The 24,240-nt window shown below is 45.4% G+C and carries 22 protein-coding genes and 2 riboswitches; of the genes, 2 read left to right on the top strand and 20 right to left on the bottom strand.

Annotated features, from left to right (window positions below; translation table 11 throughout):
* The first annotated feature begins 2 nt into the window (after positions 1 to 2).
* Entirely contained in the window at positions 3 to 1,025 is a 1,023-nt protein-coding gene (locus B9Y67_RS12810) for a YVTN family beta-propeller repeat protein (RefSeq protein ID WP_085507094.1), read from the top strand.
* A gap of 237 nt (positions 1,026 to 1,262) precedes the next feature.
* Here the strand turns inward: B9Y67_RS12810 and B9Y67_RS12805 are convergent, their stop codons facing one another.
* The 9 genes from B9Y67_RS12805 to B9Y67_RS12765 form a co-directional block, all read right to left on the bottom strand.
* Positions 1,263 to 2,813 carry a sodium:solute symporter family protein gene (locus B9Y67_RS12805; RefSeq protein ID WP_085507093.1) on the bottom strand — a complete coding sequence of 517 codons (1,551 nt, stop codon included), beginning with the start codon at positions 2,811 to 2,813 and terminating at the stop codon, positions 1,263 to 1,265.
* Between the two features lie 291 nt (positions 2,814 to 3,104).
* A riboswitch (SAM riboswitch) is annotated at positions 3,105 to 3,212 on the bottom strand.
* A 159-nt stretch (positions 3,213 to 3,371) separates the two neighbouring features.
* Positions 3,372 to 3,743 (bottom strand): nuclear transport factor 2 family protein, encoded by a 372-nt coding sequence (locus B9Y67_RS12800; RefSeq protein ID WP_085507092.1) that lies wholly within the window; start codon positions 3,741 to 3,743, stop codon positions 3,372 to 3,374.
* Between the two features lie 129 nt (positions 3,744 to 3,872).
* Positions 3,873 to 4,889: a ThiF family adenylyltransferase gene (locus B9Y67_RS12795; protein WP_085507091.1), complete on the bottom strand. Its 1,017-nt coding sequence runs from the start codon at positions 4,887 to 4,889 to the stop codon at positions 3,873 to 3,875.
* Positions 4,889 to 5,659 carry a thiazole synthase gene (locus tag B9Y67_RS12790; protein WP_139823798.1) on the bottom strand — a complete coding sequence of 257 codons (771 nt, stop codon included), beginning with the start codon at positions 5,657 to 5,659 and terminating at the stop codon, positions 4,889 to 4,891. Before B9Y67_RS12790 ends, B9Y67_RS12795 begins: the two co-directional genes overlap by 1 nt.
* Positions 5,656 to 5,859: a sulfur carrier protein ThiS gene (thiS, locus tag B9Y67_RS12785; RefSeq protein WP_085507089.1), complete on the bottom strand. Its 204-nt coding sequence runs from the start codon at positions 5,857 to 5,859 to the stop codon at positions 5,656 to 5,658. Before thiS ends, B9Y67_RS12790 begins: the two co-directional genes overlap by 4 nt.
* Positions 5,843 to 6,976 (bottom strand): glycine oxidase ThiO, encoded by a 1,134-nt coding sequence (gene thiO, locus B9Y67_RS12780; RefSeq protein ID WP_085507088.1) that lies wholly within the window; start codon positions 6,974 to 6,976, stop codon positions 5,843 to 5,845. The genes thiS and thiO overlap by 17 nt, the downstream gene beginning before the upstream one ends.
* The gene (locus B9Y67_RS12775) at positions 6,960 to 7,571 is read right to left on the bottom strand and encodes a thiamine phosphate synthase (RefSeq protein ID WP_085507087.1); all 612 of its coding nucleotides are present in this window, start codon (positions 7,569 to 7,571) and stop codon (positions 6,960 to 6,962) included. Before B9Y67_RS12775 ends, thiO begins: the two co-directional genes overlap by 17 nt.
* A 113-nt stretch (positions 7,572 to 7,684) precedes the next feature.
* Positions 7,685 to 7,797, bottom strand: a riboswitch (TPP riboswitch).
* Between the two features lie 224 nt (positions 7,798 to 8,021).
* Positions 8,022 to 9,278 carry an ergothioneine biosynthesis protein EgtB gene (gene egtB / locus B9Y67_RS12770; RefSeq protein ID WP_085507086.1) on the bottom strand — a complete coding sequence of 419 codons (1,257 nt, stop codon included), beginning with the start codon at positions 9,276 to 9,278 and terminating at the stop codon, positions 8,022 to 8,024.
* Between the two features lie 31 nt (positions 9,279 to 9,309).
* Positions 9,310 to 10,902: a BCCT family transporter gene (locus B9Y67_RS12765; RefSeq protein WP_085507085.1), complete on the bottom strand. Its 1,593-nt coding sequence runs from the start codon at positions 10,900 to 10,902 to the stop codon at positions 9,310 to 9,312.
* A 254-nt stretch (positions 10,903 to 11,156) separates the two neighbouring features.
* Here B9Y67_RS12765 and B9Y67_RS12760 point away from each other — a divergent pair, with 254 nt between their 5' ends.
* Positions 11,157 to 12,719: an IS1182 family transposase gene (locus B9Y67_RS12760; protein WP_085507126.1), complete on the top strand. Its 1,563-nt coding sequence runs from the start codon at positions 11,157 to 11,159 to the stop codon at positions 12,717 to 12,719.
* Between the two features lie 120 nt (positions 12,720 to 12,839).
* On the opposite strand, the gene B9Y67_RS12755 is transcribed toward B9Y67_RS12760, so the two are convergent.
* From B9Y67_RS12755 to gabT, 11 genes are all read right to left on the bottom strand, one after another.
* Positions 12,840 to 13,775 carry a 3-hydroxyacyl-CoA dehydrogenase family protein gene (locus B9Y67_RS12755; RefSeq protein WP_085507084.1) on the bottom strand — a complete coding sequence of 312 codons (936 nt, stop codon included), beginning with the start codon at positions 13,773 to 13,775 and terminating at the stop codon, positions 12,840 to 12,842.
* A 281-nt stretch (positions 13,776 to 14,056) separates the two neighbouring features.
* On the bottom strand, positions 14,057 to 14,434 hold the full coding sequence (locus B9Y67_RS12750; RefSeq protein WP_085507083.1) for a fumarylacetoacetate hydrolase family protein: 378 nt from the start codon (positions 14,432 to 14,434) through the stop codon (positions 14,057 to 14,059).
* A 75-nt stretch (positions 14,435 to 14,509) separates the two neighbouring features.
* Positions 14,510 to 15,211: an aspartate/glutamate racemase family protein gene (locus tag B9Y67_RS12745; protein ID WP_085507082.1), complete on the bottom strand. Its 702-nt coding sequence runs from the start codon at positions 15,209 to 15,211 to the stop codon at positions 14,510 to 14,512.
* A 162-nt stretch (positions 15,212 to 15,373) separates the two neighbouring features.
* A complete protein-coding gene (locus B9Y67_RS12740) occupies positions 15,374 to 15,961 on the bottom strand; it encodes a hypothetical protein (protein WP_085507081.1) in 588 nt (195 codons plus the stop codon).
* Positions 15,962 to 16,316: 355 nt separating this feature from the next.
* Positions 16,317 to 17,105 (bottom strand): dihydrodipicolinate synthase family protein, encoded by a 789-nt coding sequence (locus B9Y67_RS12735; RefSeq protein ID WP_085507080.1) that lies wholly within the window; start codon positions 17,103 to 17,105, stop codon positions 16,317 to 16,319.
* 33 nt (positions 17,106 to 17,138) lie between these two features.
* Positions 17,139 to 18,404 carry an ArgE/DapE family deacylase gene (locus B9Y67_RS12730; protein WP_085507079.1) on the bottom strand — a complete coding sequence of 422 codons (1,266 nt, stop codon included), beginning with the start codon at positions 18,402 to 18,404 and terminating at the stop codon, positions 17,139 to 17,141.
* A gap of 32 nt (positions 18,405 to 18,436) precedes the next feature.
* On the bottom strand, positions 18,437 to 19,660 hold the full coding sequence (locus B9Y67_RS12725) for a Zn-dependent hydrolase (protein WP_085507078.1): 1,224 nt from the start codon (positions 19,658 to 19,660) through the stop codon (positions 18,437 to 18,439).
* 23 nt (positions 19,661 to 19,683) lie between these two features.
* Complete coding sequence (locus tag B9Y67_RS12720; protein ID WP_085507077.1) at positions 19,684 to 21,276, bottom strand: sodium:solute symporter family protein; 1,593 nt, start codon at positions 21,274 to 21,276, stop codon at positions 19,684 to 19,686.
* Positions 21,277 to 21,288: 12 nt separating this feature from the next.
* Entirely contained in the window at positions 21,289 to 21,468 is a 180-nt protein-coding gene (locus tag B9Y67_RS12715; RefSeq protein WP_085507076.1) for a hypothetical protein, read from the bottom strand.
* A 27-nt stretch (positions 21,469 to 21,495) separates the two neighbouring features.
* Positions 21,496 to 22,890: an NAD-dependent succinate-semialdehyde dehydrogenase gene (locus tag B9Y67_RS12710; protein ID WP_085507075.1), complete on the bottom strand. Its 1,395-nt coding sequence runs from the start codon at positions 22,888 to 22,890 to the stop codon at positions 21,496 to 21,498.
* A 20-nt stretch (positions 22,891 to 22,910) separates the two neighbouring features.
* Positions 22,911 to 24,218 carry a 4-aminobutyrate--2-oxoglutarate transaminase gene (gene gabT, locus B9Y67_RS12705; protein WP_085507074.1) on the bottom strand — a complete coding sequence of 436 codons (1,308 nt, stop codon included), beginning with the start codon at positions 24,216 to 24,218 and terminating at the stop codon, positions 22,911 to 22,913.
* Between the last annotated feature and the right edge of the window lie 22 nt (positions 24,219 to 24,240).

The raw sequence follows: 24,240 nt of genomic DNA, 5'->3' as shown, positions 1-24,240 counted from the left end.
ATATGATTTTCAAGAAAAAATTGTTCGCGCTATTCCTGTTTACACTGCTATTTCTTACAGGGTGCGCAATGATTTCTAAAGAAGAAGCATCGAGGCGAGCAGAGGCTGGACAGCTGACGAATGTTCAGTTCTACGTACCGAGTGAATCGCAGAATAATATCACGATCATTGACATTGTAGAAAGCCAGCCAATTGGAACGATTGATACAGGAGAAAAGCCTACCAATCTAGTTTTTGACAGTACGATGAGAAACGCCTACGTCGCCAACCAGAACAGTGGAACGGTCGGGGTCATCAACACACAGACACTGGAACAGGAAAAGGAAATCGAAGTGGGTCCACTGCCTCATGGATTAGCATTGAGCCAAGATAACCAGACACTCTACGTTTCTACCGTCGGTGATCAGTTTGTGGACGTCATTAATACAAACGAACAGCAAGTCAAAGAAAAAATTGATCTTGGAGCAGAGGCCAAATCGAACTATCTTACTCTCTCCGGAGAAAAACTGTTTGTCACCGATCATGAAAATGCCAGGGTCTATGTTATTGATACAACGAATAACGAAGTCATCCATACGATTGATACAGGAGATGTTCCTCGGGTCGTCAGAACAAATGAGGATGGCAGCAAACTATACGTAGCAGCAAGCCAAGCCAATCAACTGGAGGTTTATGATACGGAAAGCTTTGAACAGATTTCTATCATTAGCACTAATGGCAATGCCACGGATGTTGTGGTTACGGAAGACGAAAGTCTCGCTGTCGTAACGGAAATGGAAAACAACCAGGTGGAAATGATAGATTTGAAGACGAACGAAGTAATCGCTACCCTGCCTGATTTGAAGGGTGCCAAGCACATCTCCTTCAACAGGAAACAGACAAAAGCCTATGTCACTATAAGCGGGACTAACCAGGTGGCCGTCATTGATATGGAGGCAAAAGAAGTTACGGAAACAATTAAAGTTGGAGATTCCCCGCACGGAATCGAAATCAAAGCAATGCCGGGTATTGGAGGCAGTTGTTAACTTCCAAAGGAGACACCAGCTTGAGCGCAAGCTGGTGTTTTTGATTACAGGCCTTTGGTTTTTCGTGTGGAATTCAGGATATACCAATTATGTAAATTAGAAGGGAGGCCTCCATCATCGGAAGCCTCCCTTGTTGATTGTAGTTAACTCTACTTCTAACCCTGGTAATTATATGAATATTTTTGGTCTCTTGCGTTACCTATCCATGATTAAGCAGGCAAGCTCCAAAAATCTTTCTTATCCTATTTTAGATCTATCCTGCGATTCTTCATGGGAACTATTTCTAACATCATTCAATACCCTTCTTGTTGAATCGCTGATCTCTGCCTTAAAATAAGGTTCATATGCTTCAAGAGGAGCTTTTTTAGTAGAATAGACAGCGATTAATACTCCTATTAGTGACGCAGCCACAGCAATTACAAATGGCACGGTAAACCCCATTGCCTTAGCCACCACATACACCACTGCTCCGATGGTAATGCCTGCATAGGCTCCAGCTCTGTTCATCCTCTTCCAATAAAGTCCCAGGATAACTACCAGGAAGAAGGCTGCTCCAAATCCTCCATAAATATAGACGAATCCCATCGCCAAGAACCACGGTGGATTAATAGCTAATACAACTGCTACAGCTGCAATGCCTAAGATACTCAGTCGAAGCCAGTTCTTAAACTTTCTATCACTGATCCTTTTAGAAGATATATTCAAGTACACATCATAATATAGAGAAGTGGCACAGTGCAGAAGCATGGAATTCGCAGTAGATATAGCCGCTGCGCAAATAGCAACCAATGTGATCCCTCCAACAATAGGCGGGGTATACTCCTGGATCACTAATGGAATAATGTAGTCAGTCGTTTTCCCTGCAGGTATGCTAGGTATTAGAACTTTCGCGCCTAACCCGATAATAATTAATGGACCCATAATGAAAATAAGTACCAGGATGGTGCCCATGATTTGTAATATAGCGACTTTAACATTTTTAGGAGCCAGCATCCGTGTAACCCAGTGAGGTGAAGATGGTGTTCCTAGTGAATTGGAAATAAAAATGGAAAACAGTGCCCCCAAGCCAAACGTTCCTAAAGGGGACAACAAAATTCCTTCTTCAAGGGGTGGTCCTCCCTCAATGGTTGGAGCAGTAGTCGTTGCAAGCGTTTCTACTATATTGCCTAGCCCACCCGTGAGTGACCATATGACACCACTTGCAAGTAAAACCCCGACAGTAATCAGGATGGTGTTTAATGTATCCGTAGCAGCAACAGACCAGAAACCTCCTACACTTGTAATTAAAATAAATAATAAAAAACCGAATATCGCCAGCTTATAATCAATGCCCGTGATGCTGGAAAACACAATTCCAAATCCAGTCACCTGAATGTTGACTAACAGCAAATAGCCAATAAACATTAAAATGCCAACAATCGCCTGCAGCGTACTCTTTTTCTGAAAGGGTTCAAACCGATGCCGGATATACTCGGGAAATGTCCTGGCCGGTTTTTCAGGCCTTCTAATTTTGTAAGCAACAATCGGAATTAAAGCTCCCCCAAAGCACCAGCCCGCTACCCAGCCTATAACCGCAGCAACACCTGAACTGTATAAATATCCTGGAACCCCAACAACTGAGGCCACACTTACCCAGGTTGCTGCAGTCGTACCAATTCCAAGTAATAATCCCATTCTATGTCCACCAGTAGTATAATCATCCACCGATTCTGCCGTTTTAAGACTTTTCACATTAGCCCATATAAGAAAAATAATATAAAAACAAAATACAATTACATACCAAATCATGCTTGAACAACATCCTTCCGACTCTTATTTGTACTTAAACAACTTCCCCGTAGCTCCCCATCTTTTCACGCCAGACTTTTCAACTTTATAACAGAGAAACGTACCTAACAGAAAAGAGAAAATCATTGTTCCTACCCAAGTCATCATTGCGATTACCATATGGAAATTCCTCCTATCTATAAATTTTTTCTTGCTCCAACATGTTGCCTGCCCTCCCTTTTCCAATAAAAAAACCCTTCCCTCACGAAGAGAGAAGAGTCGACTACAACCGCCTTAACGCTTGCCTATCGATTCTCATCTTCGGAATAGCTTTCGCCTTCCTCTGAAATTGGCACCGTGCAAAATTTGCCGGTTGCCGAGGCTTCATTGGGTCAGTCCCTCAACCTCTCCAGATAAGAATATTGATAATACATATAAATAAACTAGGCTTTATTCTATCATAATCAGGTCTAGCGTCAATATTTTTTTAAAATTTAGTAATTCATGCTAAACATAAATAAAAGATTAGCAGACACTTTTTGGCATTTGTATATCTCCCTTTAATAGCTCTATATTATTTTACTTTTCAGGACCTGGTATTGGCCTATTCGTAACCGTCCCCTGATGAAAATACAACCGCCATCTTCCCTCCTGATGCTTCCAAATCGAGCTCCGAAGCGTATTACGATTTTTCGTTTTGTTATGGATAAAATAAGTAGTTAAGACAATATCCGGTCCCAGTGGATGAAGCTCAAAGTCATAAAGCTCCAGTTCATCGAGATCCACCCCGCTGGTTATACATTCTTCCTTATAAACCATTCGCCCTGAGCTGCCAATTTCAAAAAAGTCATCCGTCAGGATTTTATCGAGTTCTTCCGAAGATTTCCGCACATCCAGGTTCAAATGACTCTCCTCTAATTTCTTGATTTGTTCCTTCAGATTCTTACCCACCCATCCACCACTCTCCTTTCCTGTGATTTTACCATTAACTGGAGGACCTGGGGTGAAGGGGCATCAAAAATGTGCCTGACCCCCATTGTAGAAAAGCGTTAGCTCACTGGGATCAGGCACTTTTTCAGCTCATGCTTCCACATATCGATGATACAACTTCTTCGCTTCCTGCACATCCTCCACACCATGGATCAATGTTCTTCCATCCTTAAAAACGACGAATCTCTTCTCCTCCATATGGAACCGGAGGAGCACCTCATTTACCCTGGCTTCCCCGGCAAAAGGTTCGATTCGCTGGGCTAATCGCTCCAGGTTAACGTTTTCTTTCCGGCCCGGTCGGACTTGGACCGTATTCCTTCCGCACAGGACGGCGGTTCGGATGCCTTTTTCCTTTTTCAAATAAGGAAACTGAGCGTCGTCTGAGCAAGAAGCACAATGAGGATCTTTAAGTTTCACTACGTCAATCGAACTGTACTGCCTACCCCACACATCAAAAGAAACCAAGTGCGTCGACATTGAATGACCGGTAAGGAACTTCAGACATTCCGCCGTCTGATAGGCTGCGGTCACCTGGACAGCCGGTCCGATAATGCCAGCAGTCTCACAAGTCTCCCCGTCCTGCGGCAGCTGATCGATCAGGCATTGGAGGCACGGTGTTTGACCAGGCAGGATAGACAGCGAGATGCCATCGCTTTTGACACACCCGCCATAGATCCAGGGGACCTTATACTTACAAGCAGCATCATTAATGATGAAACGCGTGTTGAAATTATCGGTCCCATCGATCAGGATATCAACATCTTTCAACAACAGTTCTGCATTTTCCGGGTCAAATTCTTCCGCAATTCCTTCCACATTGATTGTGGAGTTTATTGCTTTCAGCCTGGCTTCCGCTGCTTTTGCTTTCGCCCTCGAGCCCGCAGCGTCTTCTTCCGTATACAGCTGTTGTCTGGCAAGGTTGCTCCACTCGATATAATCGCGGTCGATAATCCTAATCCTGCCTATCCCGGCCCTCGCCAGCATTTCTGCATTGGCACTGCCTAAAGCCCCCGCTCCGACGATGAGTACATGTTTTTCAGCTAATAGTGCTTGTCCTTCTTTCCCGATCGGGGCAAACCGCTCCTGGCGGGAGTACCGTTCTGCCATCAGGTGACCAGCCCGCTTTCCGGACTGCTTTTTATCCCGTATGCCTTCTTCCCGATTCTTCCTGCCTCATACCCGAGTCTTCCTGCCTGAATAGCAAACTTCATAGCCTCCGCCATTTTGACCGGATCACCGGCACTAGACACGGCAGTATTCAATAGTACTCCATCGGCACCAAGCTCCATCGCATGAGCGGCATCCTTCGGAGAACCAATTCCAGCATCGACGATGACCGGGATTTCTGACTGTTCAATGATAAATTGCAGGTTCATCTCATTGACGATTCCCCGGCCGGAGCCGATCGGAGAGGCCCCCGGCATGATGGCATGAATGCCCGCTTCCTCTAACCGCTTGGCCAATACAACGTCGTCCGAGGTATACGTGAGTACCGTGAACCCTTCCTCCAACAGCTGCACGGACGCCTTCATCGTTTCAAACGGATCCGGTAATAGCGTTTTGTCACAGCCGATTACTTCGACTTTAATCATGTCACACAAACCGGAGGCACGGGCAAGGCGGGCGATCCTGACTGCTTCTTCGGCTGTCTTGGCACCAGCCGTGTTCGGAAGCAGGCTGTATTTTTCAAGGTCCAATTCTTCCAGCAGGTTCGGTTCATTTTTATCAAAAATATCCATTCTCCTGACAGCGAACGTAAGAACTTCCGTTTCGGAAGCGGCCACTGCTTCTTTTTGTTCTGCAAAACTCGGATATTTCCCTGTCCCAAGCATCAATCTTGAACGAAATGTCTTATCACCAATCGTTAACATGTTCATCCTCCTCCTACAAAATGTACAATTTCAATCTTGTCCCCATCGGCAAGCTTCGCCTTTTCATAATCAAACCTTCGGATAATTTCTTTATTGTGCTCCACCACGGAGATCTTTTTCTTAATGTCATAAGAATCAAGCAGTTCCGATACTGTGGTGACATTGTCGGGTAAATCAATGCTTCTTCCGTTAAGTTGAATATTCATAACTGGATGCTCCTTTCCTATCCAAACGCTCTGGTGAAAACAACTCCCGGAAAGCCTGGTGTACATCTTGCTTCGTCATCAGATCCTTCATCATCTGCCCCGTAGCAGGTGCCAGTAAAATACCATTTCTATAATGTCCGGTGGCAAAGTAGAACCCCGTAAGTGTCGGGTGCTCACCGATAATCGGCAGACCATCAGCAGACCCAGGCCGGACGCCTGACCAGAACTCCTGCATCGGTTCTTCTTTCAGTTCTGGAAAAACCGCAAACACCCGACTCATCAGATCCGCTAATCCCCCCGCTGTTGTTCCTGAACTTAAGTCATCAAGTTTGGACGTCGCTCCAACGATGTAACGCCCATCCGGTTTAGGGACGATGTAAAAATCTTTAAAGAACAACGCTTCCTTAAAATAATGCTTCCTTGGTTTAATCGAAAAGCATTCCCCCTTCACAGCTTTGATCGGATTATCCATCCCTGTCGCTTCAAACCATCGCCCACTGTCCGCTCCAGAAGCTGCCACGACCTGGTTTGCTGTTATCGAAGCATTTTCTAATTGTACTGTGAAAATGCCCTCCGTTTTTGTAACCTCAAGGACATTCGTGTTTTCCAGTAAGTCGCCGCCATAAAGCAAGGCCGCCCGTTTCAAAGCTTCGCACGTGGCTGTTGGTTCGACATGGCCATCTTTGGTCATAAACAACGCCCCGGACACCTCCGGCGGAAGAGCAGGTACTTTTTCCCTCACCTGTTCTGCTCCCAGCCATTCCAGGCTGGCAAATGCATGCTTTTTCTCCAGGAGCTCCCGCTTATGCGTTTCATCCATTGCGACTTCCATCATTCCAAACGGAGAAAGCCCGATATCAATCGCCGTTAGTTCATGAAGTTCTTTCCATAAGCTCTGATATAAATCTCTACTCTTCTCACAAAATTGATGATAGGCGTCTGATGCCTGGTGCTCTGTATGGACCCCGAGCATACCTGCAGCTGCTTTCGTAGCTTTACTGCCACTCACCTGCTTATCAAGGACGACAGCGCGGACCCCGCTCTTGTTTAAATAGTAGGAAATTGAATGACCGATGATGCCACCGCCAATAATTGCCACATCATAATGTTCCTTCATGGATCGTTAGCTCCTTTACATACCTTTTTACAGCTTGAAGCGGTTGAGCAGCCTCGAATATCCCTGACATGACAGCAACTCCCGCGGCACCCGCTTTCTGTATTTCTACTATTCTATCGGGAATGATACCGCCAATCGCGATCACAGGAATATCAATCGAAGAAGTAATAGATTCGAGCTCCTCGATGCCCCTTGGCGCCATTCCTTTTTTGCTGTCTGTAGCATAGACATGACCAAACATCACATAATCGGCACCTTCCTCCTCCGCCTGTCTAGCCGCTTGAAGCGAGTGAACCGATACCCCGACCTTTAAAGAAGAATCCGCCTGTTTCACCTTAGTCACCCCGGAGCCCTTTTCTTTCAGGTGAAGATTCAGAACACCGGTCTTACCTGCCACGTCTAATCGACAATGGACACACAGCTTGGCCCTATCCACCCCTCTTACGATCAACTCTTCTACCATCCACTGATAGTCATCTTCAGCCATATGAGGTTCTCTTAAAATAATGGAATCTACCAATGGCTCAATTTCTTCAATTGCCGCTGACAACTCCCTCGTTTCCATTTTTCCATTCGTCACTGCCACCAGTTTCATACCAGCACACCTTTTTTAAGCATTAAAAATACCACTTCCCCCGGAGGAAAAGTGGTATGTCCCATTTACTTTAATTGGCAATCATGATAGAAACATAGACTTGCTCTTTCACGACGCCATCGTCGTCACTTTCCTCCGCTGGTGTTTCAAGCCAGATCAGGTTCCGAGGGTCCCAAAGTTATACTTTGATCTCAGCCTTTAAGGAAAGGCACCCCTAGTGAATATTTTTATGCAGTTTTTGGTAACGCTTCATTTCTTACTTTACAATAATTTCGCCTTCTAGTCTAGGATGTTTTCTGATTTTTTCGAGTATTATTTTTAGCTATATTCCCTTTAACATTCCCAAATAGAGCTTAAACAACAAGCGCCTGACCCCCGCTGTAGTAAAACGGTAACTCACTGGGGGTCAGGCACTTGTTAACCGGGAGGTCGGGCTTATCCCTTTCTGCTTCAGCCATCATCAGCCAGTCGGAACCCGCTGAACTGCCATTTCATATCGGGATAAAAGAAGTTTCTGTAGGTCAGTCTCGTATGTGTGCGGGGGGTCACACAAGACCCGCCTTTCAACACCATCTGGTTGGCCATGAATTTCGCATTATACTCTCCCAGCGACCCATCCAGCGGTTTATTTCTTGGGTAAGGAACATATGGACTTTGCGTCCACTCCCAAGTTTCTCCGAACGCTTTATCAAACTTGCCTCCCTTATAATAGGAATTCGGATGATAGGTGTCATTTTCCATGAAGTTTCCTGCGATTTCTTCATTCCTCATCGCATGCTCCCATTCCTGTTCGGTCGGGAGTCGTTTACCAGCCCAACGTGCATAGGCATCTGCTTCATAGAAACTGATATGGACAACAGGGGCATGCATGTCCAATTTCTTCAGACCTGCCAATGTAAAGATATACCACTCTCCATCCTCCTGCACCCAATATTGCGGGTGACGCCACTTATCTTCGTTAACCTTCTGCCAGCCATCCGACAACCAATAATGGGAGGTTTCATAACCATTATCATCAATAAATTCGAGAAATTCCCCATTCGTGACCGGTCGATTTGCCAGCCGATACGGTTCCAGATAGGTTTTATGACGAGGGCCTTCATTATCAAAAGCAAAGCCATTCCCGTCATGTCCCACTTCTACTAAACCGCCCTCAATTTCATGAAAAGTTAACGCTGGTGCTTCCAATGATGGCTGGTCATCTCTCTCCTGGAAAGCAGGATAGAGCGGATTGAAGGAAAAGTTGAATTTGATATCCATCAGGATCAATTCCTGATGCTGCTGCTCATGATGAAGGCCAATTTCCACTAGCTGATGAATCTCCCCGGCGTCTTCTTCCGTAACTTTATCCAGCAAATCGAGCAGATGATCATCGACATATTCACGAAAATTCAAAGTTTCCTGAACCGTCGGCCGTGTGATTGCCCCTCTCTGGCTTTGCGGGTAAGGCTCACCTACTGTTTCATAATAGGAATTGAAGAGATAATTGAATGCTTTATTGAAATGCTGATAGCCAGGCTGGTAGGCTTCTAAAATGAACTTTTCAAAGAACCAGGTGGTATGGGCAAGGTGCCATTTCGTTGGGCTTACATGCGTTGCTGCTTGTACCATGAAATCTTCTATATTGAGATTGGATACCAGTGTTTCCGTTTGTCCTCTAATTTCTCCATATCGTTTGGCCATTTCTTTTATAGGGGTTTCAATCATATAGCGATTTCTCCTTTCTTTTTTATAACCTCTAATTGGATACCTTCTTCCTGTCTTCTTCCATAGGAGCCTGCTGATAACCTGCACGTGGGATCTGGGCATGAGTGGCGATCCCTTTCACCGTCGAAATCGCCTGGACAATTACAAAAAACAGTACCGGAAAACCAGCAACAGTTGCCATCTGCTTGACTGCATCTACACCGGTGATCTCTCCCCCGGTACCGGCTGTAATCGTAAGGAGCGCCATCAGCCCCATCACCACACCCCAAAAAACTTTCACCTTGGCTGGCGGTTCCGGACTCAAAATCGTATTCCCGGTAGTTGTTAGTGCGGACACCGTGGTAGTCAGTGAGTCAGCAAGCGTCGTAAAGGAAATGAAGATGGTCAGTAACATCAGCCAGCTGATAATCGTAGAAAGAGGCAATTGTTCCAGGAATACAAATAGGGATAATTCCAGTCCTCCTGCTTCATTATTAATCAGGTTCCATAGCTGCCCGTCCCCTTTCCAGTCGAAAAAGACGGCGGAACCACCGAATGCCCAGAACCAGAGCATGCCGAACAGAGATGGAAGGAGCATGTTTACTACCACGAACTGACGCAGTGTCCTGCCATATGCTAAACGAGCCAGGAACATCCCGGTGATCGGGGCGTAAGCGAGCCAGATGGCCCAGTTGAAAATCGGCCACCATCTCGGCCATTCTGATCCCTCCATAGCACTCATCCACAGGAACTTTTGCGGCATATTAGTCAAAAAATTGCCCGTTGCCTGCGTCCCCAGATTCAAGATAAAAACGGTCGGACCAAATACAAATACGAACGCAAGCAGGAATAGAAAAATTTTTGTATTCTGATCAGCCAGAAACCGAATTCCTTTTTGCAGGCCGGTGTAACTGGAAATCACATATGTAGCCGTAATGACAGCAATCAATATTCCCCATAGAAAAGGGCCTGTACTAAAACCGGTTAAATGATTAATGCCGCTTCCGATTTGAAGGATTCCTTCCCCCAGAACGGCAGCCATTCCTCCGGCAATGGCGAACATAGCTAAAATATCGACAAAAGTCCCTGTCCAACCGAACGCCCTGTTGCCAATCAGCGGATATAATGTGGCACTGATATTGTATGGAAGCTTTAGGTTATAGTGGGCGTAAGCCACCGCTATCCCGGACAGGACATAAATCGCATAAGGTGCAAGCGTCCAATGGGTAAGTGCAGAAGACAGGGAAAATACCGCTGCCTGTTCTGTACCAGGTTCTATCCCTAATTCCTCCGGCGGGGAGCTGAAATGTGTAATCGGTTCGGCAAGCCCCCAAAATAAAATCCCCACTCCAATGCCGGCGGTCAGGGAAATCGCAAACCAGGTATACTTGTTTACGATCGGCTTAGCATCAACTCCACCGAATTTGATCGACCCATAACGGGAAAATCCTAAATAGAGACAAATAAAAATGATAATTAATACCGTCAAATTGAACAGCCATCCGAAATTGATGAAAGCAAAGTCGACAATGGCTGTCTGCGCCTCATAAAACCCTGCTGGATTGATAATTCCACTCAGGACGGTTATAGACAAAAGAATAGCCATGGGCAAAAAGACAGCCCACCTGATTTTTTTCGGTTCCATAAACGATGCAAAGCCTCCTATTCAATTAGAAATGTCCAATAAACATGAACACTTTATCCACCTTCCCAATTGTAAGAAAATTAAAACATAAATAATGAGGCTGGGACAAAACCCAGTAAATTAAACGGAAAGTGGTCGGCATCAAAATGATGCCGACCACTTTTTTATGGTTTTCTTTTATTTTCAATAAAGAAAATAAGGACCACCTCTGATAAAATTAAAGTTACCACACAATAACCATCGGAGGTGTCCTTATGTTTAAACAGTATAACATGAACCAAGTAATCTTGCCTATGGATGTGGAAATGAAACTTCAAGATAATGATATCGCCTATGCCGTGCATGAGTTGGTGGAAAGTATTCCGGATGAAGCCTTTTCAGCATTCCTGCGTGACACGGGATGCCCGGCGTATCACCCACGCATGATGATGAAGGTCATTTTATGCGCCTACACCCAATCCGTGTTCTCTGGAAGAAAAATCGAAGGGCTACTCAAGGATAGTGTGCGTATGATGTGGCTGGCTCAAGGTTATGAACCCAGCTATCGAACCATTAATCGGTTCCGTGTCCACCCCGCCGTCAAAGATCTTCTTCGCCAGAGCTTTGTCCAGTTTCGTTCCCGACTGGTTCAAGAAGATATCATTGATGCGGAAGCTATTTTTATTGATGGAACCAAGATAGAAGCAAACGCCAACAAGTTTACGTTCGTCTGGCGTAAGGCCGTCGAAAACTACAGCGACAAGCTAATAGAAAAGTCCAACCAAATGTATGATGAATTAGTGGAAAAGGAAATCATCCCTGAAATAGAAAGGGAAAATCCGGAGGAATTATCGGTCGACGAACTTTCTGATATAGCCGAAACATTAGATGAAAAAGTCGAAGACTTGAACCGGAAAATTGAAGAAAGCGAAGACACAAGTGAACGAAAACAAATTCGTTCCGAACGCAAAGAACCGAATCAGGCCAGGAAACAGTTCAGAGACTTTGCGGCGCGCAAGCAAAAATATGCGAACGACATGGAAATCTTCGGGAAAAGGAATAGTTATTCGAAGACAGACCACGATGCGACATTTATGCGGATGAAAGATGATTACATGAAGAATGGGCAATTGAAAGCCGGCTATAATATCCAAGTTGCGACGGAAGGTCAATACGCCCTCGCTTATGATATTTTTCCGAACCCCACGGATATGCGTACCTTCGGTCCTTTCCTTGATCGGATCGAACAGGATTACTTTGAACTTCCGAACTACATCGTCGCCGATGGGGGCTATGGGAGTGAAGAAAATTATGAAGATGTCCTGGAAAACCGGGAGCGTGAGCCTCTGATTACATACAACTCTTATCGTAAAGAGAAGACGAAGAGCTTTCAAAAAAATGCCTTCCACTCCGCGAATTGGTCATACAATGAAGAAGAAGATTCCTATACGTGTCCTAACGGAAAACAAGTGACGTTCCGTTACCGATCCCAGAAAACCGATCGAAACGGTTATACTCGGGAGTTCAAAGTGTACGAGAGCGAAGATTGTACGGGATGTCCGCTCCGTTCCCCGTGCACGAAGGCAAAAGAAGGGAACAATCGAAAAATCTATTATAATGAAAAGTGGGAGCAACAAAAAAATACGGTGAGAGAGAAGCTTTCGGATGAGAAAACCGGCGAACTCTACGGCAGACGCAAAGTAGATGTAGAGCCAGTTTTTGGATTTCTGAAGGCTAATTTGCGTTTCACTCGCATGTCCGTTAGGGGCAGCGATAACGTTGAAAATGAATTAGGTTTTGCCTTTTTGGCCGTGAACTTGAGAAAGTACACGGCCTGAAACGGAAACCGTCTAACCAATTATGAGATTGACTCAGTAAAAAAGGGTTCCGGTCATCAAAATTCGATAATCGGAACCCTTTTTTTACTATTTTCGGCTAGTTATGTCCCAGCCTCTTTCTCATTGTTGCTTTTGTTGTAATAGTTTCAGGAGATCCAGAAAATGGTCGTCCCGTGTATGAATGGCTTGTTCACCATGATCTTCGTATTGGTAAAATCCTTGATTCGTTCTAATGCCAAGCTGTTCGTTCTCCACCATTTCCTTTAAGAAGGAAGGGACTTCCCTTGTATTAGAGAGATCTTCTAATATCTTTCCAACCATCGCTTGTGTGGTCTGCAGGCCGGCTAAATCCTGACTTTCCATCGGTCCGCAGAAAGCCCATTTAAAGCCCATGCTCCCTTTCATGGCAATATCAATATCTTCCGCCGTAGCCACTCCCTCTTCCATTAAGTGGAATGCTTCGCGAAGCATAGCTACTTGAACGCGGTTGACGATAAAACCTGAAATCTCTTTTTTCAGAACTACTGGCGATTTTCCGATTTCTTTCATTAAATCATAAGTTGTTTCGACGACGCTTTCCTCTGTTTTTTCTCCCTTGACAATCTCCACAATTGGCACCAGTTGTGGCGGGTTGAAAAAGTGAGTAATGACAAACCTTTCCGGATGCTTCGCTTTTTGAGTTAGTTCCTCCAATGGGAAAGTGGACGTATTAGAGGAAATAATCGTTTCGTCTGAAACACTATTTTCGATGATTTCGTATGTATCCAGTTTTTTCTCAAGATCTTCCGGAATGGATTCAAAAATAAAGTCAGCACCTTCGATCGCTTCATGCAAATCCGTTGTATACGAGATACGCGCTAACGTCTGATTCATATCGTTTTCCGTAAGTATTTCTTTTTCCACCATAATTTTTAAACTATTCGTCATAAGTTCTCTTGCATCTTCCAACGATGACTCGCGTCTGGCCCGGATTTTCACATTTTTTCCTGCCTGGGCAAATAATTGAGCCGCGCCATGCCCCATAACACCTGCTCCAAGTACTGTAATGTTTTTCATTTTACTACCCCTTTTGCATGGTTTTTTATAAGATTACGTTCGCCCCTGTTTCTTCATCAAATTTAACACGTTTTCAAAAAGCACGCTCTCCATCTCTTAGAAATGAAGTCCTGTTTTTTATTAACTCTACTATTTATTCTAAAAATATTTCGACATTTATGAAACTACGAATTCCTCTATATGCAACAACTTAGATTTTTTCATACAAATGAAAAATCCACTTCAGCTTTCTGCTTAAAGTGGATTCCTTCAAATTTAGAATATACAGCTGAAGTTATAGACTATTCGATCACTTGGTTTTTCAGCTTCCCGATTCCCTCTATTTCGATTTCGATATCATCACCAGGATTAAGCGGCCCCACTCCCGAAGGGGTTCCGGTGATAATCACATCCCCAGGGTTCAAGGTCATCACCTCTGTCACCTTGACAATCAAGGCCTCAATTTTATGAATAAGATCATTCGTGTTAGAGTGCTGTCTCACTTCCCCGTTAATGGACAGCTTAATATCTACCTGATTAGGGTCCAATTCTGTTTCAATTACCGGTCCCAGTGGTTTTAACGTAGGGAAAGACTTAGCTCTCGTAAATTGACCATCCTTTTTTTGAAGGTGCCTGTCCGAGATATCGTTATTACCCGTATAGCCGAATACATAAGACAGTGTTTCATATTTGCTTTTTTAAAAAAATAATGATACGGCCTGACCCCTATGGATTAGCTTGGGGCCAGGCTCAAATTATTCCTCACGGAAAACCTGCTCTACCATTTTATCAACATGAATTTCCATCGTATTGATAAGCGGAATAGATACATCGCCTTCCTTTAAAATCATCGGTAGTTCTGTGCATCCAAGAATCAGACCATCAATACCAGACTCCTCCACCATCTGATTTACCACCTGGATAAAATCTTTCTTCGTATCCTCTTTCACAATGCCGTTTTCTAATTCGTCTACAATTTTTTCATGCAAATACGCCTGCTGCTCTTCAGATGGGACCGTAATTTTCTCCTGATGCTTCCAGAATTGCTCCTTGAAAAAATCATGCTCCATCGTAAACTTTGTCCCTAGCAGGCCTGCGTTTTCGATGCCCATTTCCTTTGTCCGCTCGTACGTAGCCTCAACAATACTGATCATCGGAACATCAACCTGCTTACGGACTTCATCAAAGACGATATGCGGGGTGTTGGCAGCAATGACAATAAAATCAGCCCCAATCGACTCCAGCTGCTGTGCGGCTTTCCCTACATAATCGATCAGCTTATCGATTTCATTTTCTGAAATAAATTGAAAAATATTATACATGTTGATGCTGTTAATGTAGAGCTCCGGGAGCTTCTGCCTGCTGTTGACACGCTGCTGGTACTTATCAATGAAAAGCTTGTAATAATCCACGGTCGACTCCGGACCTAACCCACCTATAATACCTGCTCGTTTCATACTAACATCCCCTCCTCTAGAACATTGCTACCTTAATTTTCGCATGGGGGATTGGATAGTTCAATAAATAAAAACTCCTGACCCCCACGGTAACCTATTGGGGATCAGGGGAAATTGATAGTTCTATAGCAATGAAAATACCACTACTTTAAGGGGAAAATTCTACCAGTAATAGGAGCTATTAGGGTAATAATAAGAGTCGCTCATTCCGGACCTTCGTCCAAACCGATTACTTTGCTGGCCTGGCATCGTGCCACCGCCAGGCATGCCACCTTGACCAGGTCCAGGCATCATACCGCCGCCTGGCATTCCCTGACCGTTCCCCTGCCCGGGAGCTGGAAATCCTGGCATTCCGCCTTGGCCATTTCCACCCTGACCCGGAAATGGTAGCTGGGGCATCATGCCGCCTTGACCATTTCCGTTGCCATTGCCCTGGTCAGGCATTGGGAGTTGTTCCAGTATCTCACCGTAAGGAATTTCTTCCTGACCCCCGTTTCCGTTCCCATTGCCATTTCCGTTGCCGTTTCCTTGACCGTTGCCCTGGCCTGGTCCGCCTGGTGCTCCCTGGACTGGCACAGGATAACAGACAACAGAAAGCTCTTCCCCATCGGATGGTGTAAATGTACCTTCTATTCCACCTTCTATTTGTGGCGCACTATCTTGAGGGAAGCACACCATGGGACCCTGGCCGCCATTTTGCTGTCGGTGTCCCGGGTAAGTCATTGGCTGATAAGGATAATAATAATACATGTCATTCGCCTCCTTGATATACATCCTCATCCTATTCAGCTTCAGCCCGCTTCGGGTGCCTCCACCCCAAAAATGATTCACCCGCCCATATTTCAAAATGTAAAAAACAGAGCTTTTTATGAGACAATACATTGATATATTAGAAAATACGGATACTAACTGAGACACATTCCACAACATAATAGACAATTTCGAAGTTTAAATAGACAAATTCAAAAATAAATTAGACATTCCCGCGCTTTTCCTAGACAAATACTGCTTATATGAGACAACTCAAAATCGCCATCTCTACTAATTTAAAAAGTGCCTGACCCCCAGGAAAGAATTGGGTGTCAGGCACTTTTCAGGAATAAAATTATAATGGTGAACGGCAGATGCCTGCACCTATTCCAAGTGAATTATAGTGATTTTTTATAGTTTCAATCAGCGGCTGCTCTGTGGCTTCATCAATCAGCCTCTTGTATTCTTCATACCTGGTCCCTTTATTACACAGGTCATGCAGCATGCTTTTCATTTCCCGCGGATAAATATTTCCGACCATACTGGAAAGCCCATTGCATCCTTCCTTTACCTGCTGGTCAGCCTGCATGTCTCCTGCTGCATACAAAATAAAATTATCAGGAAATTCTATATCAGCATGCCGCCTCTTATCTCCACCATCTTTCAACCCAGTAATATTCGAGTGCCTTCTAAGAAGTTCCCGAAAGGAATCCGTGCTTAAGTCAAAACCGGTTCTCGCAGGGTTATTATAAAGGATCGCTTCCTTTGTACTTAGTCGAAGCAATTCTCCCGCATAGTGAACAGCCTGGTGTTGCGTAGGTCTAATATAAGGAGGAAATCCGAGCAGCAATCCATCAAAAACCGAGTCCTCTAATTTTCTGACGAGTCTTTGTGCGTCTTTCAACCGCGTGGCAGCCACTCCAAAAATAAGCTCCACACCTGTAAAATCCTGCTCATTAAAATAATCGATAATTTGCATTCTTTCTTCAAGGCTCATCGAGTGCTGCTCACCGGTTGTACCAGATATGACTACAGAGTCCACCCCATTCTCTTTCAAATAAGTAATAATTGAGCGGAACCCTTCCACATTCAACTGTTCATCGTCCAAAAAAGGTGTTGGAATGGCCACGTTAAAAGGCTTCATGTAAGTCCTCCTCTAAGTCCCACTCAAATGGGGTTACTTTTCTTCACACCACCGCAGAATGAAATCAGCGATTACATTCGTCACCGTCTTTAAACTTTCCAGCTCAATGTATTCGTTTGGCGCGTGCATATTAGCACCACTCGGCCCATAACAGGTAGCCGGGATGTTAAACTCTCCGTATGCTCTTAGGTCCGTCGTTGCCGTGAAAGCCAGGTTCTCCGCCTGGGTGCCGGTGACAGCATTATGGGAGTTGCTCATCTCTTGCATGATGGCTTCTTCATTGGAAATCGTGTAGCCCGGCGCAGAGAAACCGAAAAATGTAACTTCCGGTGCCGCTTCTTTCAGCCAGTCATCTTCCTTTGCTGCATCCAGTAACCACTGTTTGACTTCTTTTTGAACAGTTTTTGGATCGGTTCCTGGGTAAAAGCCGACTCTCGCGTCAAAAGTACATTCTGTCGGCACACTGGAAGCCCAGTCTCCGCCTTCTACTTTACCGACATTGACATTGAGCGGATGCGGGTGATGATCAAAATCAGGGTGTTTCGGCTGGCTGTTGATATGCTCCCGATAATCCATCAACGCATCCATCAGTTTATGTGCCTTCATAATCGCATTTTGCGCACTCTCTGCCCGTTCGACGTGAGCGCCCGCCCCCTTTACTTTAACCTGGAGCCACATGACACCCACTTGGGAATGAAGGAGACGCAAATTGGTCGGTTCCGGAATCATGGCACCATCGGCGGTATAACCGCGGTCCAACAAAGCTAGCGCCCCATTACCGGTACACTCCTCTTCAATGACACTTTGGATCTGCAAGTCTGCACCCAGCTCCACGCCGAGGTTACGCAAGGCTTTGACGGCGAAGACGATGGCTGCGAAGCCGCCCTTCATATCAAGCAGGCCTCTGCCATACATCTTGCCATCTTTGATGACAGGTGCATATGGATTCGTATCCCACTGGTCTTCAGGGCCGGCACTTACTACGTCCATATGGCTCTGCAGGATCAGGCTTTTCCCTTTTTTCGGACCGGTGCTTTTCCATTCTCCTACGACTACCGGGCGGTCTTCGTAAGACCAGTCGGGTTCCCCGAAGTTTTCATAATCTTTCAACCGCTCTGGATCGACTGCCACCGACTCCGTCTCCAGCCCCATATCGTGCAAGTAATGATAGATAAATTCCTGTACTTCTTTTTCATTTCCTAACGTACTTGGAAAACTTCCGAGCGTTTTCAAAAACAGCTTTTCTTCTTCCCATAATTCATCTATTTTCTTTCTTACCAGATCTTTGTTTGTTCCCATCACAAATGCCCACCTTATTCCGATATTCTGGTCTATTCTTCAGCCAATGCCAGCGTGGTTTGATAGAGCACGTTGGCACCGCTTATGATATCTTCATCCAGCGTCAGTTCCGATGGTACGTGACTCTTACCGTTGACACTTGGGAGAAAAATCATCGCAGTCGGACCAATATTGTTAATATACTTGGCATCATGCCCGGCTCCGCTGACGATTTTTCTTGAGGAATAGCCTAAGTCTTCAACACTTTCTTCAATGGCATCGAGAATTCCTTTGTCAAAATCGATTTTTTCTGTTTCCCATAGTTCCGTCGTCTCGACGTCCACTTGTCTTTTCTGGCATACTTCCCGAATAAGAGTCTTTGCTTCTGCTACCGCTTCCTCCCTCAGAGAATCATCGGTGCTGCGGATATCCACGGTGAAATAAACCTCACCAGGAACGCAATTGACGGTGTCAGGTGACGCCGAAATTTTGCCGATGGTTACCGTCACCTCTGTATCCGCGACCTTTTCCAGATGGTGCATGATTTCCGCGGCAGCCATCAGCGCATCTTTTCGTAAATGCATTGGGGTAGGACCGGCGTGGTCCGCTTCCCCTGTAACCGTCACTTCCATCCAGCTGATGCCCTGAACACCTTCCACAATTCCGATCTGCTTGTTCTCATCCTCAAGAACCGGGCCCTGTTCGATATGGAGTTCCACAAAAGAATGAAAGTCTCCGAGCCTGTTTTCTTTTTCGCCTTTGTACCCGATTCTTTGCAGTTCCTTCTGAAAGCTGTGTCCGTCACGATCTTTTCTGCTATAGACATAGTCCTTATCAAATACACCGGCTATACCACCAGACCCAAGCATCGGGGGTTCGAACCTCGCTCCTTCTTCGTTCGTGAAATTGATAATTTCCACGGGCCTGTCTGTTTCGATGTTATGATCATTCAATGTGTTGACTACTTCAAGCGCCAGCAGCACACCGAGCACACCATCGAACCTGCCTCCTGCCGGCTGCGTGTCCAGGTGAGAACCAAGTACTACTGGAGGAAGATCTTTCTTTCCTTTCCTTCTGGCATACATGTTTCCAAAGTCGTCAACACGCACGGTCAGGCCAGCCTGTTCACACCAGGCTTTGAGTAGATCTCTCATTTCTTTATCCTCATCGGAAAGAGCCAAACGCCTTAGCCCCTTCCCGGGAATAGCACCGATTTCCGAGCTTTTCGATAAATTAAGAAATAGCCTTTCTTCGTTGATATGATTGAACGTTTTCATCTCCCCTACTCCCTCCTTCTTTTCTACAAGCCGAGTTTAATGAAGAAATAACCCCAGACTACCACGGATATAAATGTGAACAATACAGAAACCGTAATGATCTGTTTATACTGTTTTTTAATCTTTTGAAGACCGTCCGGCTGTTTCATGAATTCCTGGATGGTTATTTTCGCCATTCCGGTACTCTTCATCTCTGTGAAGTAATTCAGCTCGTATGTGGTTGGTTTTGTTACTAGAGCTGCAATAATCAGAGTAGCGACCGAGACCAGAAGGGCGAGCATCAGTTCATCGACGCCAGTCGGTAGTGTCATGACTCCCGCCTTAATAAGCTCACCGAATAGGATGAACGAAGCCACCCCGGCAACCATGCTGATGGAAGCTGCTTTGCTATTCATTTTCTTCCATTCGAACGATGCTACTATCGTTGGCAGCCAGCCGACAGCAAAGATGGAGCCTGCATAAATGGAAATCCAGTAGATAGCAGACGGCTGCGCGATGGCGATGGCGCAGATGACAACCGCTACGATTACCTGCCCGATTCTGGCAGCAGTCAGGCTCTGTTTTTCATTAAGCTCTTTTTCAAATAATCTTTCATACAAGTCTCGGGATAATGCGAAACCTACGAGAACGAAAAGGGTTGAAGCCGTGGACATGATAGAAGCCATTAAAGCAGCGAGGCCTACTCCGGCAATCGCAGGGGTGGTGAATTCCATAAACCCAACAATCATAGCATTATCCGCTGGAGTAATGTTTGGTTTCAGCACTTGCATGCCACCTGCAGCAATGAAAACCGTCAGCTGCATGAATGGTGCAAAAAATACACCGATAATGGCAGTTTTCAATATAACGAAGTCGTTTTTGGCAGGAAACACACGGGACACAAGGGCAGGCATACAAGTAAAGAAAAGAATCCATACTAGGAACTGGGAAATCGACCATCCGATCGAGCGATCTTCCGTACCGCCGATCGTCCAGAAATTAGGCAGTGTCTCGGAAAGACCTTTCATTTGTTCAAAACCTGCCTGTCCAATAATCATTGGTGCGATGACAACAGAGATAGCCAGCATCGTGAAAAACATTAGCGTATCGGTCACCACAACACCGTACATTCCACCAAAAGCAGTGAAAGCAATTAAAGCGACCGTAAATAGTACGATAAGCAGTTTAAAGTTTATTCCTGTAATTTCACTGAGCACCAGTCCTGCTCCAATGAACTGGATAACCCCATATCCAACTAATCCGACAATCATTATAACAATAGCAATAATGCTGACCCATTTGTTATTGAATCGTTTATCAAAGAAGTCCGGCATCGTCTTACAATTTAACGCTTTCATTTTTCTTCCAACATACACAACTGCAAGCAGTGTTCCGATCCAGGCACCAAATGAACCAAGTGTCGCGATAACCAGAGGCCCCTCTGCATAGGACACACCGGCAATTCCTAATAAAGTCGCGGCACTAAGATAAGTGGCTGCAAGGGTACCAACAATCAGTAATGTCGATCCCCTTCCTCCCATTGTATAGAAATCGTCACTATTTTTAACATAACGGGCTATGAAAGCCCCGGCAAGAACGTAAAGTAATAAAACGAGCGCAAATATAGTTAACGCCATATGTCATCCCCCCTAAATATTACTCTTGATGTGTTTATTTTCATCATCTGCGTTAACTTCCTGTTCCTCTTTCTTTTCCAACTCCCTGATGACAGGGAGGTACTGCTTCCGCAGAATTGCTATCACTACAATCGAAGAAACGACGGTCACAAGCGTCGCGTTTAAAAATAATATCAGTACTTCGACATTCATCATTCCACCTCCATTTAACAATAAAGCCTATTGAATGCCCCCGATGGACAGGTATTTTGTTTCTACGTATGGCTCAATTCCTTCAGGACCACCTTCGCGACCGATGCCGCTCTCTTTCATTCCACCGAACGGCGCATGAGCTGCAGAAGGCGCTCCATCATTCCAGCCGAGTATTCCAAACTTCAGATGTTCCTGAAAATAGATACCGGTTCGGTAATCATTGGTGAAAAAGTAGGCAGCCAGACCGAATGGCGTGCTGTTGGCAATTTCCACCGCTTCTTCATTTTCACGGAACGTTGTCAATGGAATGACCGGGCCGAATGTCTCTTCCTGCATGATGTCCATTTCTGCCCCGACATTTTCGAGGACGGTCGGATGTACAAAATAGTACCCTTTTTCATCATCTTTGTCATATTGATGCCCATAAAGCACCTTGGCACCTTTAGCCACAGCATCTTCAATTTGTCGATTAATCTTTTCATATCCTTCCCCATTGATCACCGGTCCAACATCTGTATTTTCCTCGAGTCCGTTTCCGACCTTCAGCTGTTTGACACGAGAGGTCAGCTGCTCGGAAAATTCGTTGGCAATATCTTCATGAACCAGGACACGGTTCGCACAGATGCATGTCTGCCCTGCATTTCGGAATTTTGACGCAAGTGCCTGCTCGACAGCGAAATCAATATCGGCATCTTTTGCGACGATGAGCGGCGCATGCCCTCCGAGCTCCATGGATACATGCTTCATCGTAGCGGCACTGTTTTTCATCAGCAATTTACCGACTGGTGTAGAACCTGTGAAAGTAATTTTGCGAACCAATTTGCTGTCCGTGAAAATCGGTCCGACATCTTTCCCGTATCCATTTACATACTGAACAGCATCTTCGGGAATGCCTGCCTCATGTGCCAATTCAACGAGTCTCATCGTAGTAAGCGGCGTCTCTTCGGCAGGTTTTACAATGAACGTGCAGCCGGCGGCCAAAGCTGGAGCGGCTTTTCTCGTCATCATTGCTGCCGGGAAGTTCCAAGGCGTGATCGCCGCAACGAGTCCGACCGGTTCTTTCGTGACGATGATCCGTTTCGTCTCTGTATGAGCGGGAACGGTCCGCCCATAAAGGCGTTTTGCTTCCTCTGCATACCAGTCAATGTAGCTCGCCGCATAGGCGACTTCTCCGCGCGATTCTTTCAATGGCTTCCCGCTTTCCAATGTCATCACTTCTGCTAAACTTTCTGTCTCTTCTTTGATTTTGGATGACCACTCTTTTAGAAGCGCGGACCTTTGATGGGCATTTATCCTGGACCATGACTTAAAGGCATCGTCTCCTGCTTTTATCGCTTTTTTTATATCGGCAGCAGGTGTGACTGCCACTTCTCTAACTACTTCCCCGGTAGCGGGGTTGTTTACTTTAATTGTATTACTCATAAGTCCTCTTCCTTTCTTTATCAGTCTGCAGCTGCGTCAAATGCTCTATCCAGAATCTCTATTCCTTCTTTCAGCTCTTCATCCGTGATAACCAGCGGGGAAAGAAAACGGACGACGTTACCTTTTACACCAGCGGAGAGTAACAGTAACCCGTTATTATTCGCATAGGATGTAATTGCCGCGGTTCTTGTTTTATCAGGATTTCCTTCTGCATCATTGATTTCTACAGCGACCATCGCACCCAGCCGGCGAATATCACCGAGGAAACGATGACGGTCTTTCAATTCCACCAGTTTCTCTTCCAGTACAGCACCGATCTGCTCCGCTTTATCATTCAGGTTTTCTTCCTCAATGATATCAATAACCGCTAGTGCTGCTTCACAGGCAAGCGGGTTTCCGGCGTAGGTTCCGCCAAGCTCTCCCGGAGATGAAGCATCCATAATCTCCGCCTTACCGACGACGGCACTAAGCGGAAGACCGGCAGCAAGTGATTTCGATAGCGTCATAAGGTCTGGTTCGATATCAAAATGTTCACTCGCAAACAGTTTACCCGTACGGGAAAAGCCTGTCTGAATTTCGTCAGCGACAAACACAATGCCGTGCTCGCTGCAGAATTGCTGCACTTCCTGCACAAAGCGTTTCGGAGGTATGATAAAGCCTCCCTCTCCTTGTACCGGCTCCATAACTACACAAGCTGCCGTTTCCGGGGCAACCGATGTTACGAAGAATTCTTTGAAGCGATTGATACTGAAATCGATATACTCCTCATCGGTCATTTGCTCTGGTTTATTTGACATATACGGGAATGGAGCCTGATACACTTCCGGGGAGTATGGTCCGAAGTTGAATTTATATGGCTTCACCTTACTGGTCATTCCCATTGTCAGGTTCGTACGTCCGTGGAAAGCCCTTTCAAATGAAACAACTGCCTGACGATTGGTATATTTTCTAGCGATTTTCACTGCATTCTCAACGGCTTCTGCTCCCGAGTTGAACAGAATTGCCATCTTATCGAAAGAACCAGGTGTAATGGTACATAGCTTTTCAGCCAGGTTGATGTAGCTGTCATACATAATGACGTTGAATCCGGGATGAAGATAGCGGTCGGCCTGTTTTTTCACAGCTTCCGTTACTTTGGGATGTGTGTGCCCGACATTCAGCGTCCCAATCGCTCCTGCAAAATCAATCCATTTGCCACCTTCGTTATCAATCACTGTTGCACCCTTGGCATAGTCAGCTATATTGGTATTTCCGTTTCCTAATCCTTTAGGTATATATTTCTTTCTTTTCTTTTGTAAATCATCTCTTGTTAGCGTTTGATCCGTCATGTGTAACCCTCCCTGTAATTTG

The sequence above is a fragment of the Thalassobacillus devorans genome, assembly GCF_900176565.1.
In the GTDB taxonomy this organism is placed as follows: domain Bacteria; phylum Bacillota; class Bacilli; order Bacillales; family Halobacillaceae; genus Thalassobacillus; species Thalassobacillus devorans_A.
The sequence above is the reverse complement of the archived record's forward strand: the minus strand, read 5'-3'. Positions and strand labels throughout refer to the sequence as shown.